Here is a 15,041-nt window from a genome sequence, read left to right on the forward strand (position 1 = left end):
GGAGAACGCTGCCGACAACGCCGGAGTCAGCAGGACCGTCAGCGCCGGCAGGAGCGAGACGATCAGTCCGCCGGTCGCAATCGCGAAAATGATAAACATGACGAGCAGCCCTGTGGCCGCCGGCGTCAGAAAGGACAGGAGTGCGATGGCGGACCAGGCTAGAACGGCAAAGGCGCCGAGAGCGGCGTTGTCCATGAGCCAATCAAGCTGAGACCCGCTCCCGCCGGCGGTGGTGAACAGGCCGATGATCAGGTTTGCCACCGCAATGGCGATTGCCTGCGAGGTGGAACCGACGATGTAGCCGGTCACGGCTTGTGGGCCTGAGACGGGCATGAGCCGATGCGACTGGATCATGCCGGAGGTCAAGTCCTTGCGGATGGAATTGCGGACGGCATTGCCGCCGACCAGCACCAGGGTGACTGCCTGAAGCACGATAAGCACATCGGTACATCTGTCGAGGCTCCATGCCCGGTCCGATGGGCTGCTTCGCAACGCGAGCAGGATGACGGTCGCCGCCAGGATAACATAAGCGGCAACAGTCAAGGCGATGTTCCGGCCGCCGCCCCGGATCTTGTAGTGAGCCCAACTCAGTGCCCCGCCGAACATCACCTCCGCTCCTTTCAGTCGACCTGCCTGATGCCGGTTCGCAGGTAGGCTTCTTCCAGATCCGGCGTGTTGGGTGCAAACGAGGCCACAGGCAATTTCAGCCTGATCAACTGGAGCAGAAGCCCGGCTGCGTCTTCACGATGACGACTGAACTCGACGATGAAACGGTCGCCGTCCACTTCAACCGCTCCGATTCCCTCGATTTGTGACAGGCGGTCCTTCAGGTCGGGCACCGGCCTCACCAGTATCACGGTGTAGCGGCCGGTTTCGCCGTTTCCGGCATTGGCCACCTGCTCGACCGTGCCGTGTTGCACGATGGAGCCGTGAGCCATGATCGCGATGTGGGTGCAATACTCATTGAGGTCGGCCAGAATGTGCGAGGAGACGATCAGCGCCTTGCCCTGGTGACGGAGGCTGCATAGCAGTCGGCGAAACTGGGCGCGCCCTGCCGGGTCAAGTCCGGCGGCCGGCTCATCCAGCAAGACCACCGACGGGTTGGGCAACAGCGTGCGAGCGATTCCGACGCGCTGTCGCATGCCTCGCGAGAGCTCTTTGATCTTCTGGTTCTGTTTCTCCGTGAGCCAGACCTGATCGAGCCAAAAGTCGATCCGCTCATCGACGGTTTCGGGGCTGATGTGGTAGCCTTTGGCGATGAACCGCAGGAACTCCCGGACGGTAAGCTGATCGAAGAGCCAGGGCGTATCCGGTGTAAAGCCGATGTGGTGCTTGTAGCCGACCCATCCGGGCTCGACGCGCTCGGCCAGAACCTCGATCCGGCCGGTGCTGAGCGGCTGGAGGCCGGCGATCGCCCGCAACAAAGTCGTCTTTCCGGCACCGTTCGGTCCGATCAGGCCGACCAGGTATCCGGGCCGCAATGTCAGTGAGACATCCCGAACCGCGACCAGCGAACCGAATTGCACACGGACACGGTCGACCCGCGCCAGGACGTCCTCATTGTCCGCCGTGGCCACCATCAGCGCGCCCCATGAAAGAGAACCTTGCCCCCCAAGTATACTTCAAACGGGGTTTCGAGGGAAGACCGGAGGACATCAGAAAGACGGCGGCTGTCACGCGTTCTTCTTCGAGGGATCTTTCGCCAATTGACCCGGCGAGAGACGGACTTGAGTCGTCGCGCAGCCCTTGCGGCGCTTCTCGCAGGCACAGGTGATCTGGCCGCGGAGGAAGCGAACCACCAGCATGGCGAGGAAAAGCGTCGCCGCCAGCAGGATGGCGACAACGAGAGCAGCGTCAATCCAGCCCGAGGCAAGCAGCGTCATGTTGTGGTTCATGGGTGATGCCTCCATGGCCGGCTACCCGATGAGACGACCGATCTGATAGACGGCTGTCGCGACGATGAATGCCAGCACAGTCGTATACGCCATCGCGAACAGGGCCCACCTCCATTTTCCCGACTCGCGCCGGATGACCATGAGCGTGGCCGAGCAAGGTGAGTAAATCATGACGAAGACCATGAGGGCCAGGGCTCTGGTCGGCGACCAACTCGGATCGGCAGCCAGTTTTGCGGAAAGACCTTCGGCCCGTCGGGCACTGCTGTCATCGTTGGCGTGGATGATCCCCATGGTACCGACCACGACCTCTTTGGCCGCGAATCCGCCGATCAATGCCACGTTGTCTCGCGCGTCAAAGCCCGCGTAACGAGTAAGCGGTTCGATTGCCGATCCGATCCGACCGGCAATGCTGTGCCGGAGCTGGTCGGCACCGTCGGCGGTATTGAGTCTGGGGAACGACATGGCCGCCCAGATCAGCAGGTTGACGGCCAGGATCACGGTTCCGGCCTTGCGGATGTATTGCCAGACCCGCTCCCCGGTGTGGGTCAGCACGCCGCGGAGGGTCGGCACGTGATAGGCCGGCAGTTCCATCACGAACGGCGTTTGCTCACCGTGAAAGACGGTCTTGCGCAGGACCCATGCGGCCCCGAGGGCGATTACCCATGATGCCGCCCAGAGAGAGAACATGATCTGCGGCTTGTGACTCGCAAAGAACGCCGCGATCAGCATCAGGTACACGGGAATCTTCGCGCCGCAGTTCATCAGCGGCACGACGAGCATGGTTACGAGCCGGTCTTTCTCCTCACGAAGCGTCCGGGTGGCCATGACCGCCGGCACGGCGCAGCCTCCGGCCCCCAGTCCGCCTCCGACGATCATCGCCAGCATGCTTTTGCCCTGCAGGCCGAAGACTCTGAGCAGCCGGTCGAGGACGAATGCGACCCTGGCCACGTAACCTGTGTCTTCCAGGATGGCCACGAAAGCAAACAAGGTCGCGATAAGCGGAACGAAGGCCAGAACCCCGCCCACGCCGCCGATCACGCCGTCGTGCAGCAACGAATGAAGCAAAGGCATCGGTTCTTCCAGGCCGGCGACCAACCGGGGGGCAGCGTCTTCAAAGAGCCACTCGATCCACCCCTTCGGGCTCCGGCCGAAGAGCCATTTCCACTCGTCGGCCACTTTGAAGATCGCCACGAAAAGCGAGTAGACCACCGCGAGCACAAGGAGCGGACCGAACACGCGATGGCAGACCACCGAGTCGATCTTGTCGGTGATGTTCTGCCGCGATTCGGCCGTTGAATGAACGCACTCGCGCACGATGCCGGCGGCGAACCCGTAACGTCGTTCGGCAATGATGATTTCGGCGCTTTCTCCGAAGTGCGATTCGATCGCCTCGACCGCCGCCGCAGAGGCCGACTCGATCGCGGCGGGGTTACCCGCCAGTTGACGTACCTTCTGCAAGACCCGCTTGTCGCCCTCGATCAACTTGACCGCCAGCCATCGCGCAGGGTAGCGACCGATCAGCCGTTCCTCGCGGGCGATGACCTCGGCGACTTTCTCGACTTCGGTCTCGACCTCATGCCCGTAGCTGACCGGTCGTAGCTTGTTGGCCGCGGGGTCCGTCGCGGTGTCGGCGGTTGCCTCGAGCAGCGCGCCCAGGCCGATGCCCCGGTTGCCAACCGTCTCGATAACCGGGGCCCCCAGGAGCACGGACATCTTGGCGGTATCGATTCTGATCCCCTGTCTCTTGGCAAGGTCCGACATGTTCAGGGCGATCACCAGCGGTCTCTGCATCTCCATCAGTTGAACGGTCAGGTACAGATTGCGCTCCAGGCTCGCCGCACTGACCACGTTCACCACCACGTCGGGTTTCGATTCGATGACGAAATCCCGGGCAATCAGTTCGTCCAGCGAATAGGCCGTCAGTGAATAGGTCCCAGGCAGGTCGACCAGGGTGATTTCGCGGCCGCCGTGACAGGCATGGCCGGTTTTCCGCTCGACGGTCACGCCAGGGTAGTTTGCGACGCTCTGATTCATTCCGGTCAGGCTGTTGAAAATGGACGTCTTGCCCGAGTTCGGGTTGCCGGCGATCGCTGCAGTGATGGTTGCGTGCTTGGTCTCGCCACGGCGGGCGGCGAACTCGCCGATTCGCCCCTCGACGCGGGAGCGAGGTTTGCCGGTCGATTCATGGAAAGGATGCTCGTGAATAGACATCGGTTACCAGCTTACCGTTGGGAACCCGGTGTGGGCGTCCCGTGAGCCTTACCGTCGGCCGCCGCCGAGCGATCGCCATCGTCAAGGATTTCCACCTGAATGTATCGGGCTTCCTTCACCCGGATCGCCAGATCAGAACCCTTCACGGTGATTTGCAGCGGATCCCCCAAAGGGGCTCGTCGTTTCAGGAGCACGGTGCTGCCGCGCGTGATTCCCATGTCCAGGAGCCTTTGCCTGATGGCCCCGCTGCCACCGACGCGAACAATCCGCCCTGTCTGTCCGTCGTGAAGCTCACTGAGCAAGCTTGGCACTCGGCTGCCCCCTGTTAGACATAACTCAAGATCGTCGCGACACTTACGAGATTGGCGCAGCAGCAGGTCCCCCGGGCCTCCCGCCTGCTTGCACCAGTGGGCCGCGTGATTCGCCGGCTATGCCGGCACCCGATTATAGGGCGAGTTGCCTGCCCGTGCGAGATGCGTTAAGGCGGAAAGACCTGCGGTCAAGCATCGGCTTGTCTTGCGTGCCGGTTTCTCGGCGATCGCGCTTTCTGGTCGCGGCCTGGAAGAAGGCGGTTCGCCTCAGGTCAAACAACCGGTTCCGAATGACATCCAAGCCAGGAAAGAACATGTGACCCGATTCACATTGAATCAGCTTCCGGTCTCCTGGGCTCGTCAGATGTTGCAGACCCCTGGGGTTATCGCTGCACTGTTTCCCGAGTGTTGCGGGAGAAAACGAGAAAACCATGACACCCGCTTGGTCGGCAGTTAGAATGAAAAGACAGAGGATGAGGAGGGCGTCACCGCAGAGTCCACGGAGGCGGAGCGGGTCCCCACCATCAGGACTGTTCTGGCTGGTCCCGGAACCCAACCGGCTCAACCTATGGTCTTAGGAAGCCATGCGGTTTACCACGGTGTTCCGGACAAGGCAGGTGGAGTGTTGTCATCTCATTTCGCTGAAGGACGTGGCATGCACAAGATATTATTAAGGGCGGTTCTGTATCGCCTGTTTCTGTGGACGGCAATCTGGGCCGGCTGTCTGGCCGGCGGTCTCCGGGTTGCGCGGGCGGACGAGTATCGGGCCTTCTGGGTCGATGGCTGGGGAGCGGGCTTTCTGAATCAGAGTCAGGTGGACACGCTCCTCGGCGTGGTCGGGGACCCGAACAGTAAGGGCAGAATCCGCGAGGCCAACTGCAACATGGTGATCGTCCAAGTGCGGCGGCGGGCGGACGTCTGTTACCCGTCGGGCATGGGCGAACCGTATTTCTCGGGCCTGTCACCCTCCAATTTCAACGCCCTGCAGGCCATGATCAGCGCCGCGCACGACACGACAGGCGGCAAGAAGCGCGTTGAGGTCCACTGCTGGAGCGTGGTCTTCAAGACGGCCAACGGTTTGGTTTATTCCCTCCACAGCGACCCGGCCAATCCCGATAACTACTGGCCGACGCGATTGGGAAGCACGACGGGTTCTGAGAACTCCGACGGAGCTTTCGACCCCGGGCACCCCAAATGCCTTGAGTACCTGGTCAACGTGCACATGGACCTGGTAACCCGCTTTGATATCGACGGCATTCATTACGACTACATCCGGTTCGAGGGCAACACGGAGGGCTATAACCCAACCAGCGTAGCTCGCTACAACGAGCGTTACGGTCTGAGCGGCGACCCGTCTTCGAGCAGCGAGCAGTTCAAACAATGGCGGCGCGACCAGGTCACCGCCTTCGTCCGGCAGATGTACGCCCGTATCCAAGCGGTCAAACCGCATGTGAAGCAATCGGGCTCGTTCGTGACCTGGAACCCTTCGCCGACGTCCAGCACGCGGGCCGCATTCATGGCCACTCGCCCCTATTACGACGTCTATTCGGACTGGGACAGTTGGATGGAGGAAGGCATTGTCGACATGGCCGTGCCGATGACTTACTACGACTGGGCCAGTCTACCGAACGACTACACCCGCTGGATGAACTTCGAGAAGGATCGCAAGTTCAACCGCCACATGATTGTCGGTCCGGGGATCTACCTCAACTCGCTCAGCAACGCGTTGTACGAGCTACAGCAGACCCGCTGGGCCTCGCCGGCCGGCAACTACGCACAGGGCTTCAGCGGATACTCCTACCGCGTGCCGTACAGTGGTGGAACCTGGGCTGGTTTCAGCCCTTCGCTGGTTGCGGACGTCACGCCGACCTGGGATGACGTCCCGACGATGCCCTGGAAGACCAATCCGACGACGGGCCACATCTGCGGCACGGTGACCCAGGTCCCGGATGGCGCCTGGGCCGACCATGCCACGGTCAGCATCACCGGGCCAGTCAGCCGCAGCATGCACGTGGACGGCACCGGCTTCTATGCGTTCATCGATCTACCGCCCGGCAGTTACAGCATCACCGCTTCAAAAGCGGGCTACGCAAACGCAGTATCCTCGGCCGATGTGGCCATCGGCCAGGTGACCGGGAACATGTACGTCCGAGATCTTGTGCTGGGCGGCAATCCGTTGCCGGTGATTTCCAGCGTGCAGGCCACCAACGTGACCGACAGCGGGGCCACCATCACCTGGCTGACCGACCTGGCTTCATCGTCGCAGGTCGAATTTGGTTTGACGACTTCGTATGGAAACCTGACGCCTCCGGATAGTACGCCGGTCACGTCGCACTCCGTGACACTGAGCGGCCTTGTCGCCAACACGCTGTACCACTATCGGGTGATATCCACGAACGCCAACGGGGCGAGCATTTCGAGCGACTATTCCTTCAAGACCGCAGCTTCGACGACGGAGTTGGTGATCGACAACACGGATCAGGAATGCACTCGAACGGGTTCCTGGAACACCGGTAGTATTGCCGACGTCCCCAAGGTGGGCACGAATTATCTTTACACGCCCGGCACGGGCAACGGGTTGTCCGTCACGGCAACGTGCCGGTGGACGCCGACCATTGTGAGGGCCGGGCTGTATGACGTATACGTTTTCTACCAGATGGGTTCGAACCGCAATTCCGCGGCTCCTTACACGGTGGTTTACGACGGCGGGCAGGTTGTGAGCATCCAGAACCAGTATTCGAGTACGCCAAACCAGGGCGGATGGTTTCTGGTGGGCGAGAACCTGCCGTTTGCGGCGGGAACGGGCGGTTACGTCGAGTGTGCGAATAACAGCACGGACACCAGGTACATCAGCGCCGATGCGGCCAAGCTCGTTTTCAAGAGCGGCATCGAGCTGCCGCCCGCGAAGGCGGCCGGTCCGAACCCGTCGCATCAGGCAACGGGCATCTGGACCCACACGGGACTGTCCTGGACGGCCGGGGAGGGCGCGACCTCGCACCGGGTCTATTTCGGCACCTCGAGCCCAGGGAGTTTCCAGATAGAGACTGCCGATGCAGTGTTTGATCCGGGCGCGCTGCTGGCGGCGACGACCTACTTCTGGCGAATCGACGAAGTCAACGCTTCCGGCACGACGACCGGTGACGTGTGGGAGTTCACGACCCGCCAGACCGTTGCCGCTGATCTGGACCGAGATGGTGACGTGGATGCCGCCGATGGGGATCTTTTCGAGTCGTGCGTGTCCGGCCCCGGCGTTTCACTCGATGAAGGCTGTGCCGACCGTGACCTCGACGGTGACGGTGATGCAGACCAGTCGGACTTCGGCGTCTTCCAGCGCTGTCTGAGCGGAACGGATGTACCGGTGGACCCGGGTTGCGGAGGCTGATCAGACAGCGGACGGCGTCGTTGGGTCGAGAAGAAGGCCTCCTTTGTATTCTGCCGCTGAGGAAGGCAGGTCTCCTCCGTCTGCGGCGTCTCCGACCTTGCCCTACCCTTTTCACGAGTATTCCCAGCCTGCGCCCAGCCGTGGGTCTTGCTCGCAGATGTCCCGGCCTTTGCGTGAAGCCGGGAAATCGCTGATCATGTTGTCGTCTGTCGGGGATAAGCAATTCATGTCCTGTCCCTGACCGATTCAGAAGGGAGTGCCGCATGCTGAACAAAGTGCTGGTCCTGTCCGCATCGGCGGGCGCGGGGCATCTGCGGGCGGCCGACGCGATCCTCAAGGCGATCCATGAACTGCGAGCGGCCAAGGAGGCTCGCCACATCGACTCGCTCGACTACACCAACAAGGCGTTTCGCTCGCTGTATTCCAAGGCGTATATTGAGCTGGTGAACGCTGCGCCGGACGTTTTGGGATGGCTCTATGATGCGCTGGACAAACCCTGGAAAAACGAACGGCGGCGACTGGCTCTGGACAAGCTCAACACCCGGCCCTTCGTGAAAATGCTGGAGGAGTACCAACCCGATATCGCGGTTTGCACTCATTTTCTGCCCGCGGAGATCATCTCGTGGCTGAAGGCCAAGAAACGATTGCGATGCCGCCAGGCGATCGTCGTGACCGACCTCGACGTTCACGCCATGTGGCTGTGCCACCATTATGAGCACTACTTTGTGGCAATGGATGAGACCCGCGAGCACCTGATCACTTTGGGCATCCCCGCCGAGAACATCACCGTGTCCGGCATCCCGATTGACCCGGTCTTTGCCCGCCCCAAAGACAAGGTCGAGACGCGAATCAAGCATGACCTCGATCCCGACAAGACCACCATCCTCATCTCGGCGGGTGGTTTCGGCGTCGGCCCCATCGAACACCTGATGATCTCGCTTCTGAAGTTGAGACACACGGTCCAGATTGTCGCGGTCTGCGGGCGAAGCGAAGAACTTCGCAAGCGGCTCGAGCGTCTCGTCGTCCGGCAGCCGGTCGACAGCCATATTCGCGTCAAGGTGGTCGGGTTCACCACTGAGATGGATGAGTATATGGCCGCCGCCGACCTGGTGGTGGGCAAGCCGGGCGGACTGACGACGTCTGAGGCTCTGGCTCGCGGACTGGTGTATGTGATCGTCAACCCGATCCCGGGTCAGGAGGAACGAAACGCGGATCATCTGCTCGAGGAAGGGGTGGCGATTCGGTGCAACAATCTTCCAGTGCTTGGCTACAAGGTTGATCGGCTGCTCAGCGAACCAGGGCGTCTGGCGGCCATGAAGGCCAACGTGCAACGTATCGCCCGTCCGCGTGCGGCCTATGACATCGTCAACAAGCTCCGCGAGCTGGCCGTAGGGTGAGAGTGGCCTCTGAAACAGTGAGGGACGGGATTCAAAGACGTGCTCGGTGAGAATGAGGATGGGAATTCTTTAGGGGGAGGGCCCCAGAATGGATTCTGGGGCCGGTGGTGGTGGATTCTCGGCCGGTGTGTACGCCGGCGGCGGAGTGGCCAAGTCGGCCGGCTTGTCGCTCTCAGGTCATGGATTTCGCCACTTGAATTGGATCTCGACCTCCTCGGTCTTGCCTTCCCGCTCGTGCTCGACGCTGATGGTTGCATGCGGCGGGATGCGAACCCGCTCGCCGGCGATCTGGATGCGGAAAGGCAGGTCCTTTTCCAGGCACGCGGCCATGCGGCGGAGTTTTGCGGCGAACTGCTTGACAGGGTATGCCTTTTCGATATCCCGATCCGAGCGTTTTCGGCGTTTAGCCATGTCGTTGTCATCCTCCCTGCCGGTCCGGCCTCTTTCCCGAAGGACGTATCAGATCCGGACCGACCCTATAGGCTATCTTCATTCCGCACTCAACGGTTGTTTCTTGGAAGTCCTGTCGCGGCTTTGCAGGACGGCCTCGGCTCCTTTCTGGCTGATAGTCCTGATTTCATGGGCGCTGAGCAGCTGGCCAAGGACGAGGATGTCGTCGACGCTGCCGCGAAGCTGTTCCTCACGGCCGTGATCGGCGTCCTCGCCCACGAACAGGTTGCGTGTCATTGAGATGGGCTCGCCGGCCGGAACGCGACCACCGCCGGCCGGGGCTCCGTCCAGATAGAACGTAATCAGGCCATCATCGTAGGTCACGGCCAGGTGATGATACTTGCCGTCAGCGAATCGCAGAGGTTTGGACTCCACCGCGATGCCCTTGCAGATCAGACGCAAGCCGGGGATGACCTGGCCCTTAGGGTCGCAGTCGAAGACCAGCTCCGTTGTCTTGACGGGGCCTTGGTCGTTGGTGGAACTGATGAGCCTGGCAGGCTTGCTCTCTTTGTTCTTTGCCATGAGAGCCAACGTGAATTGTGTCCCGAGGTTCTTGGTGCCTTTGATCTCGATCGTGTTCAGCGGGCACCATGGAGAGCCAAGCGGGCAGCCGGCGCTGCCGAACGCGGCCAGTTCGGGATCGGTTTTGGGGCGGATTTCGCCATGCTGGACGGCCTGCTGCTTGCCATCCTCCCTGAGAGAGTCGGTCCAGCCGTCTTCGAAGGTGTACAGAACGGCGAGGGTTGGGCCGGCCGCCTCATCAATAATCTGAAGCTTCGGCCCGGCGGTGAAGGAATACAGGGACGCGTTTTCCATGACGAACCGCAAGCGAATCGGCGCGTCGGCGACCGGCAGCTCGTTGCGGTTGTTCCAGGTGACCGTCTGGTCGAGGCTGTCGCCGGTCAGAGGCTCGCAGTCGTCGCGTGTGTATCCGGAGAGGTGCTTGCCCTCAGCTTCGAGCACTTCCACGCGAACGGACCCTCCCGCCCGGCACTGGTAGTTCAAACGCAGCGGTCCGGCGGTTCCGGCAAGCTTCTTGGTCAAGATGATTCCCGTTTTCTCGCCCGCGTCGAGTGATGCGAAGCCATCCTTGCGGAGCGTCGCCAGTCCGATGGAGCCGTGCCATGGCGCAGGCGCGGCGTGCGTGCAGTCGAACCCGCCGTAGTAGAGCCAGAGCTTGCCGTCAACCACCAGCGGGTGCTGCGGCGTGTAGTGCATGCCGTCGTCCCACGTGCCGTCCTTGCCGAGTTCGAGAATCGGCGGGCGCTCACCTTCCTCTCGGAACCAGCGGACGCCGTCACGGCTGGTGACGAGTTCGAGATGCACCGGTCCGTCAAAGTAGCCCTCGTCGTCGGTGGCTCGGAAAACCCACAGAAAGCCCAGGTACATCGATTCGTATGCAAAGGCGGACAGGCCGTAGAAGTGCGTCCGCTGGATGCCCTTGGCCCATCGGTCGTCGAAAGTGTCCGGAGCGAGGACCAGCTGTGGATCGGACCAGGATAGGATGTTCTTGGAGGCGGTCCGGGCGACGGCCCTGCGGCGCATGCCGCTGACATGGACGTTGTTCTTGACGAAGCCGAGGTACTGGCGGGTGTGGGAATCCCAAAGGAACTGGCTGACGTCTCCGCCCTTGCTGAAGACCGGCTTGTCGGACGCATCCGTCCAGTGCAGACCGTCAGGGGAGAAGGCACAGACATAGCCGTTCTTGGCGGGGTCGCCGTCGAAGTTGATCATCTTGTAGCGACGGTTGGGGTCCTTGTCCCACGGCGTATGGAGGACCGACAGGATATGGTCTCGTTTTCCCCGCCGGATAAAGATGTTGTTGTCTTTGGAGCCCTTGTACTCGACGATGCCGAGGTTCGGCTTGTGCCACTTGATGCCGTCGTCGCTGGTGGCGTAGAGCAGCCGGTAGGTATCGTCGTCTCCGGGCAGGGCATGATACCACATCCGGAACCCACGTCCGGATTCGTTCGGCAACACCGTCCCGTACAGATATACGTTCGTGCCCTCCCACGGCCGGTCGTATGTCAATACCGGGTTGCCCGGATGCTTCTCAAAGGGGTGGTAGGTGCGCGCCACGTTCGCCTTCTCGGCCACGCAGTAATCGTCGACCATAAGTTGCCAAGGGCCGGTGAGATCATTCAACGACCTGGTGTCCCAAGCCGCCCGGACACAGGGCGCGAGCGATCCGAATAGCGTGGCGATGACGAAAAGGTGAGAGTCGTTGCCCATGCTGTCGCCCTCCAAAAGCAGCCACGGAGTTGATTCTATGGCCCGTGCCAGGATGCGCCAAACATGACAACACCTCACGGCCGGTTCAATCCGGACAGCAGTCATTTGCCTGTGGTTGAAGAGGGAATCACTGCGGATCGGTACTGTCAGGTTAAAAAAGCCAAGCCATGTCTATCAGCTCTTTTCAGGCGTCCGCAATAAAAACAAAACCAGTGAGTGCTGTAACCAATTGCTGCTGTTCGAGTTATAACCGGACAATAGTGACTGCTGCGGATATGCATTCCGATCTGTCGATTTGTGATTGTGACTGCCCCATACAGCAAACACCTATTTGCCCTCGCACCGTCAGGCGCCGGACTCCAGGCGTCTTACGCCGAGCCATTGGATGTTGGTCTGAAACAACGCCTGTCGTTTATTGGTCCGCAGGTTGACCTCGCCTTGGTTTGGTCAACTGCCACGAGACCCAGTCTTCCTCACCACTGACTTGTAGCTTCTCGCCGGTGCGATCGTTCTGAATGTAACCTGCGGGCGGCTTCCACTCGAATACCTCGCTTGGAATGTTGCAGTTGACAGCTGCGCTGATTATGTTGATATCGCGAGACGTCAGGAGTTTGCCGTCTTGATCCCATGCTTCGATCCGCACCTTCTTTGGCACGTTCGCTTTGTCACGATCCTCATAACGGGTTCGTGATATAAGGTGTTCGCCGTCATACACCGCTACTTCCTGCACGCGAGAATAGTCCACGTGGTCAACAATGAAGACAGTACGTTTGGCCGGATTGTCCTTGGACCTGAATTCCAGACTGCTTAATGATGGATCTTCGAGCGGACGTACGTTGACTTCCACATTCTGGTCGCCAGTGCTAACGAACACGGAGAGCTTCTCCCGATCCAGTATCAGCTCTCTTGTCGCCGGATTCCCGGGTTTTCCGAGTAGAGCGGCCCCGAATATCCTTAATGACGCCGGCGTTGCACACCAATCGTCCAGGTCCTGCTTCGTCTTCCGCCACGGTTTGGCCTGTTTCTGAACCAAGGCACTGCGTCTCGCGTGATCATACCATATGAGCTTCCCGCGTGCACTGATACGAGTTTCTGCAAAGACATCTGTGACCTTGAATGGCTCGCCCGATTCCAGGACAGTCTGATCGATGCGTGTCTGCTCGCCAGAGATTCGTATGCGCGCTACTCGGCGATGAGGCTTCATGTCCTGTTGAGCTTTGTGGATACGTTGAACCTCCTCTTCCAGTTCAGTCTCTCGCTGGGGTGTTCCTTCCCGATTAACGGCACGGTTGTCAGTCGCGTCATATACCTTGGTTACCATTTCACGAATCACTTCGATCTTCTGGGGCGGCACAACGACGGTCTCGCAGTAGGTAACGTCGTAGCTGTCCGGGGGTCCTCGAAACACAGCATCGGCAATAGACTGAGCCAGAATGGCCCGACCCGTATCGTCGCACCGAGCGATCTGTTGAGAAAACGTGCTCAGTGCAATCGCACATGCCGTCAGTAAATGTCGCATACCGACCTCCTCGTATTTGGAATGAGAAACCAACTCTTCAGTCTCGCATTGCCGAGACGCATGGCAGATCAAGGTTCCCCTTGGCACGCTTCACCATATTGCTCCTTGAATACATTTCGCATCACATCCTGCTGAATACCATTCGGCTCGCAGCCTTCGAGAAGATCGCATCCCGAGCAAAGGCCGCCAAAAGCAGCCTGTTGTGCCAGGCACTCCGCGCATGCATAACAGTTCACGGGAGTGGGCGCCGCGATGCAGGATCCGCATGTGACCACGCAGGCCGTCGTTGTCGCCGCACAAAAGACCACCCAATCCACATTCCAGTTGGCCTCACACATCTCGAACGTGCCGATTACCGCTCCTTGTTCATCACATCCGGTGTATCCGACCTCCCCCAATCCAGCCGGCTCACAAGATGTCCATTGGTAGGTTCTGTAGACTCCCCCAATACAAGCGGGTTCATTTCCTTGCTCAATGCATTCCGGGCATTCATCATCCCATACGGCCGGCTGGGTCGTGGGTTTCTGGCAGTCGTAGGAGTTACCCCCCTCACTCCGTCGGTCGGCGCTCAGAAGCGATACCAGAGTAAGCGCGACAATCAGGGCGTCTCTATTCATCGTGCTCTCCTTTCCGGCGCTTCGCAGGCTACTGCGTCGGGCTGCTTCTCGTCCAACTCCATTGGGCTGGGTACCACCAAAGCAGACGACTCCATCTCTGAGATGGCCTGCTCGACCTGCGGAACAGCATCTGCTCGCAAGCGAACAACTTTCAGACCCTTAACAAATGGGAATCTTCTAGTGAACTGGAGTAACGACTCACTTCTTGCCCCCCTTGGCACTGAAGAGCAGAACAGCGGTTCTCTACTCTCTGGGGCAAGCAAGATGATTCCCACGTGGTCGCACTCAAGCCACGGTTTGAGTCCGGGCGATGATCGCTCTCTCGAATGATCAACAATATCACCCTCACGAAACAACGGTAAGGCCTCGGCCAGTTCTGAGACAGGAAGGTAGCAATCCTGCCGGGTTTCTTTTTCTGGGACCGATGATACCTTGGCTGCCTGTCGCTCAGCCTTCGCTCTTCCCGCTGGAGTCTCGTCTTGTCCGAATCGAAGGTTTGCGTAGAACTGCTTGCGGAACACGGTGTATTCGAATTCCTGCGTCTCACCCAGAGTGCGAGTCACATCCTGAAGGAGCCAACTGTTGTTGGGGACCCAGTCTGCCAAAGTAAAAAAGTTACGTTCCAAAAAGTCTATTCGCCCCTCTTTGTGACGGAGCCGGTTGGCCAACAGCCAGTATGTGCGCCAATCTGAGGCGCATGCGGCCGCAAGAGTTCGCTCAACGAATGTAACACAGTCGCCACAGGACAGATTGAACATGCCGGCTCCCAATTTGTATGGTTGTCCTTGTGTTTGGCGTGCCAACTCCGCCACCCTTGTCCAAGGCGGTGCTTCGGGATCGCATTTTTCCCTGAGATTCAGGTATTCAGCCAGATCGGAGTTCGTGAACAAGTGAAGGGGGCGCCTTTGAAGGGAAGCGAATCGACTCATCTCCTCACTTGTCGCAGCCGTAGCGCCTTGACCAGCAACGACACTAGGTCGTGTTGACATTCAGGTGATCCAACAAAAGAGGGCGGCGAGTTGGACGA

General features: G+C 60.0%; 11 protein-coding genes. 2 read left to right on the forward strand and 9 right to left on the reverse strand.

The features are described from left to right. The 5 genes from PLL20_18700 to PLL20_18720 all read right to left on the reverse strand — a co-directional run. The coding region (locus PLL20_18700; protein HPD32025.1) for a hypothetical protein at positions 1-606 on the reverse strand (606 nt) is incomplete at its 3' end. A gap of 14 nt (positions 607-620) precedes the next feature. After that, positions 621-1,580, reverse strand: coding sequence for an ABC transporter ATP-binding protein (locus PLL20_18705; protein HPD32026.1), 960 nt, complete (start codon positions 1,578-1,580; stop codon positions 621-623). A 93-nt stretch (positions 1,581-1,673) separates the two neighbouring features. Then, positions 1,674-1,895 carry a hypothetical protein gene (locus PLL20_18710; GenBank protein ID HPD32027.1) on the reverse strand — a complete coding sequence of 74 codons (222 nt, stop codon included), beginning with the start codon at positions 1,893-1,895 and terminating at the stop codon, positions 1,674-1,676. Between the two features lie 21 nt (positions 1,896-1,916). Then, entirely contained in the window at positions 1,917-4,106 is a 2,190-nt protein-coding gene (gene feoB, locus PLL20_18715) for a ferrous iron transport protein B (protein HPD32028.1), read from the reverse strand. A gap of 11 nt (positions 4,107-4,117) precedes the next feature. Then, the gene (locus PLL20_18720) at positions 4,118-4,417 is read right to left on the reverse strand and encodes a FeoA family protein (protein ID HPD32029.1); all 300 of its coding nucleotides are present in this window, start codon (positions 4,415-4,417) and stop codon (positions 4,118-4,120) included. 655 nt (positions 4,418-5,072) lie between these two features. Here PLL20_18720 and PLL20_18725 point away from each other — a divergent pair. Next, a complete protein-coding gene (locus tag PLL20_18725) occupies positions 5,073-7,799 on the forward strand; it encodes a family 10 glycosylhydrolase (GenBank protein HPD32030.1) in 2,727 nt (908 codons plus the stop codon). A gap of 263 nt (positions 7,800-8,062) precedes the next feature. Continuing rightward, the gene (locus PLL20_18730; protein HPD32031.1) at positions 8,063-9,196 is read left to right on the forward strand and encodes a glycosyltransferase; all 1,134 of its coding nucleotides are present in this window, start codon (positions 8,063-8,065) and stop codon (positions 9,194-9,196) included. Between the two features lie 177 nt (positions 9,197-9,373). On the opposite strand, the gene PLL20_18735 is transcribed toward PLL20_18730, so the two are convergent. The 4 genes from PLL20_18735 to PLL20_18750 all read right to left on the reverse strand — a co-directional run bounded on the left by PLL20_18735 (position 9,374) and on the right by PLL20_18750 (position 14,014). Then, positions 9,374-9,607 (reverse strand): amphi-Trp domain-containing protein, encoded by a 234-nt coding sequence (locus PLL20_18735; protein ID HPD32032.1) that lies wholly within the window; start codon positions 9,605-9,607, stop codon positions 9,374-9,376. A gap of 78 nt (positions 9,608-9,685) precedes the next feature. Continuing rightward, a complete protein-coding gene (locus tag PLL20_18740) occupies positions 9,686-11,878 on the reverse strand; it encodes a LamG domain-containing protein (GenBank protein HPD32033.1) in 2,193 nt (730 codons plus the stop codon). A gap of 412 nt (positions 11,879-12,290) precedes the next feature. Then, the gene (locus PLL20_18745; GenBank protein ID HPD32034.1) at positions 12,291-13,397 is read right to left on the reverse strand and encodes a hypothetical protein; all 1,107 of its coding nucleotides are present in this window, start codon (positions 13,395-13,397) and stop codon (positions 12,291-12,293) included. Positions 13,398-13,465: 68 nt separating this feature from the next. Beyond that, on the reverse strand, positions 13,466-14,014 hold the full coding sequence (locus PLL20_18750) for a hypothetical protein (protein ID HPD32035.1): 549 nt from the start codon (positions 14,012-14,014) through the stop codon (positions 13,466-13,468). Between the last annotated feature and the right edge of the window lie 1,027 nt (positions 14,015-15,041).

The organism is Phycisphaerae bacterium, from assembly GCA_035384605.1.
Lineage (GTDB): Bacteria > Planctomycetota > Phycisphaerae > UBA1845 > PWPN01 > JAUCQB01.

Bases quoted from the DNA above. Each gene is read 5' to 3' on its own strand.
- PLL20_18705 (HPD32026.1), bottom strand. From the start codon at position 1,580: ATGGTGGCCACGGCGGACAATGAGGACGTCCTGGCGCGGGTCGACCGT.
- PLL20_18710 (HPD32027.1), bottom strand. From the start codon at position 1,895: ATGAACCACAACATGACGCTGCTTGCCTCGGGCTGGATTGACGCTGCT.
- feoB (HPD32028.1), bottom strand. From the start codon at position 4,106: ATGTCTATTCACGAGCATCCTTTCCATGAATCGACCGGCAAACCTCGC.
- PLL20_18725 (HPD32030.1), top strand. From the start codon at position 5,073: ATGCACAAGATATTATTAAGGGCGGTTCTGTATCGCCTGTTTCTGTGG.
- PLL20_18730 (HPD32031.1), top strand. From the start codon at position 8,063: ATGCTGAACAAAGTGCTGGTCCTGTCCGCATCGGCGGGCGCGGGGCAT.
- PLL20_18735 (HPD32032.1), bottom strand. From the start codon at position 9,607: ATGGCTAAACGCCGAAAACGCTCGGATCGGGATATCGAAAAGGCATAC.
- PLL20_18740 (HPD32033.1), bottom strand. From the start codon at position 11,878: ATGGGCAACGACTCTCACCTTTTCGTCATCGCCACGCTATTCGGATCG.
- PLL20_18745 (HPD32034.1), bottom strand. From the start codon at position 13,397: ATGCGACATTTACTGACGGCATGTGCGATTGCACTGAGCACGTTTTCT.
- PLL20_18750 (HPD32035.1), bottom strand. From the start codon at position 14,014: ATGAATAGAGACGCCCTGATTGTCGCGCTTACTCTGGTATCGCTTCTG.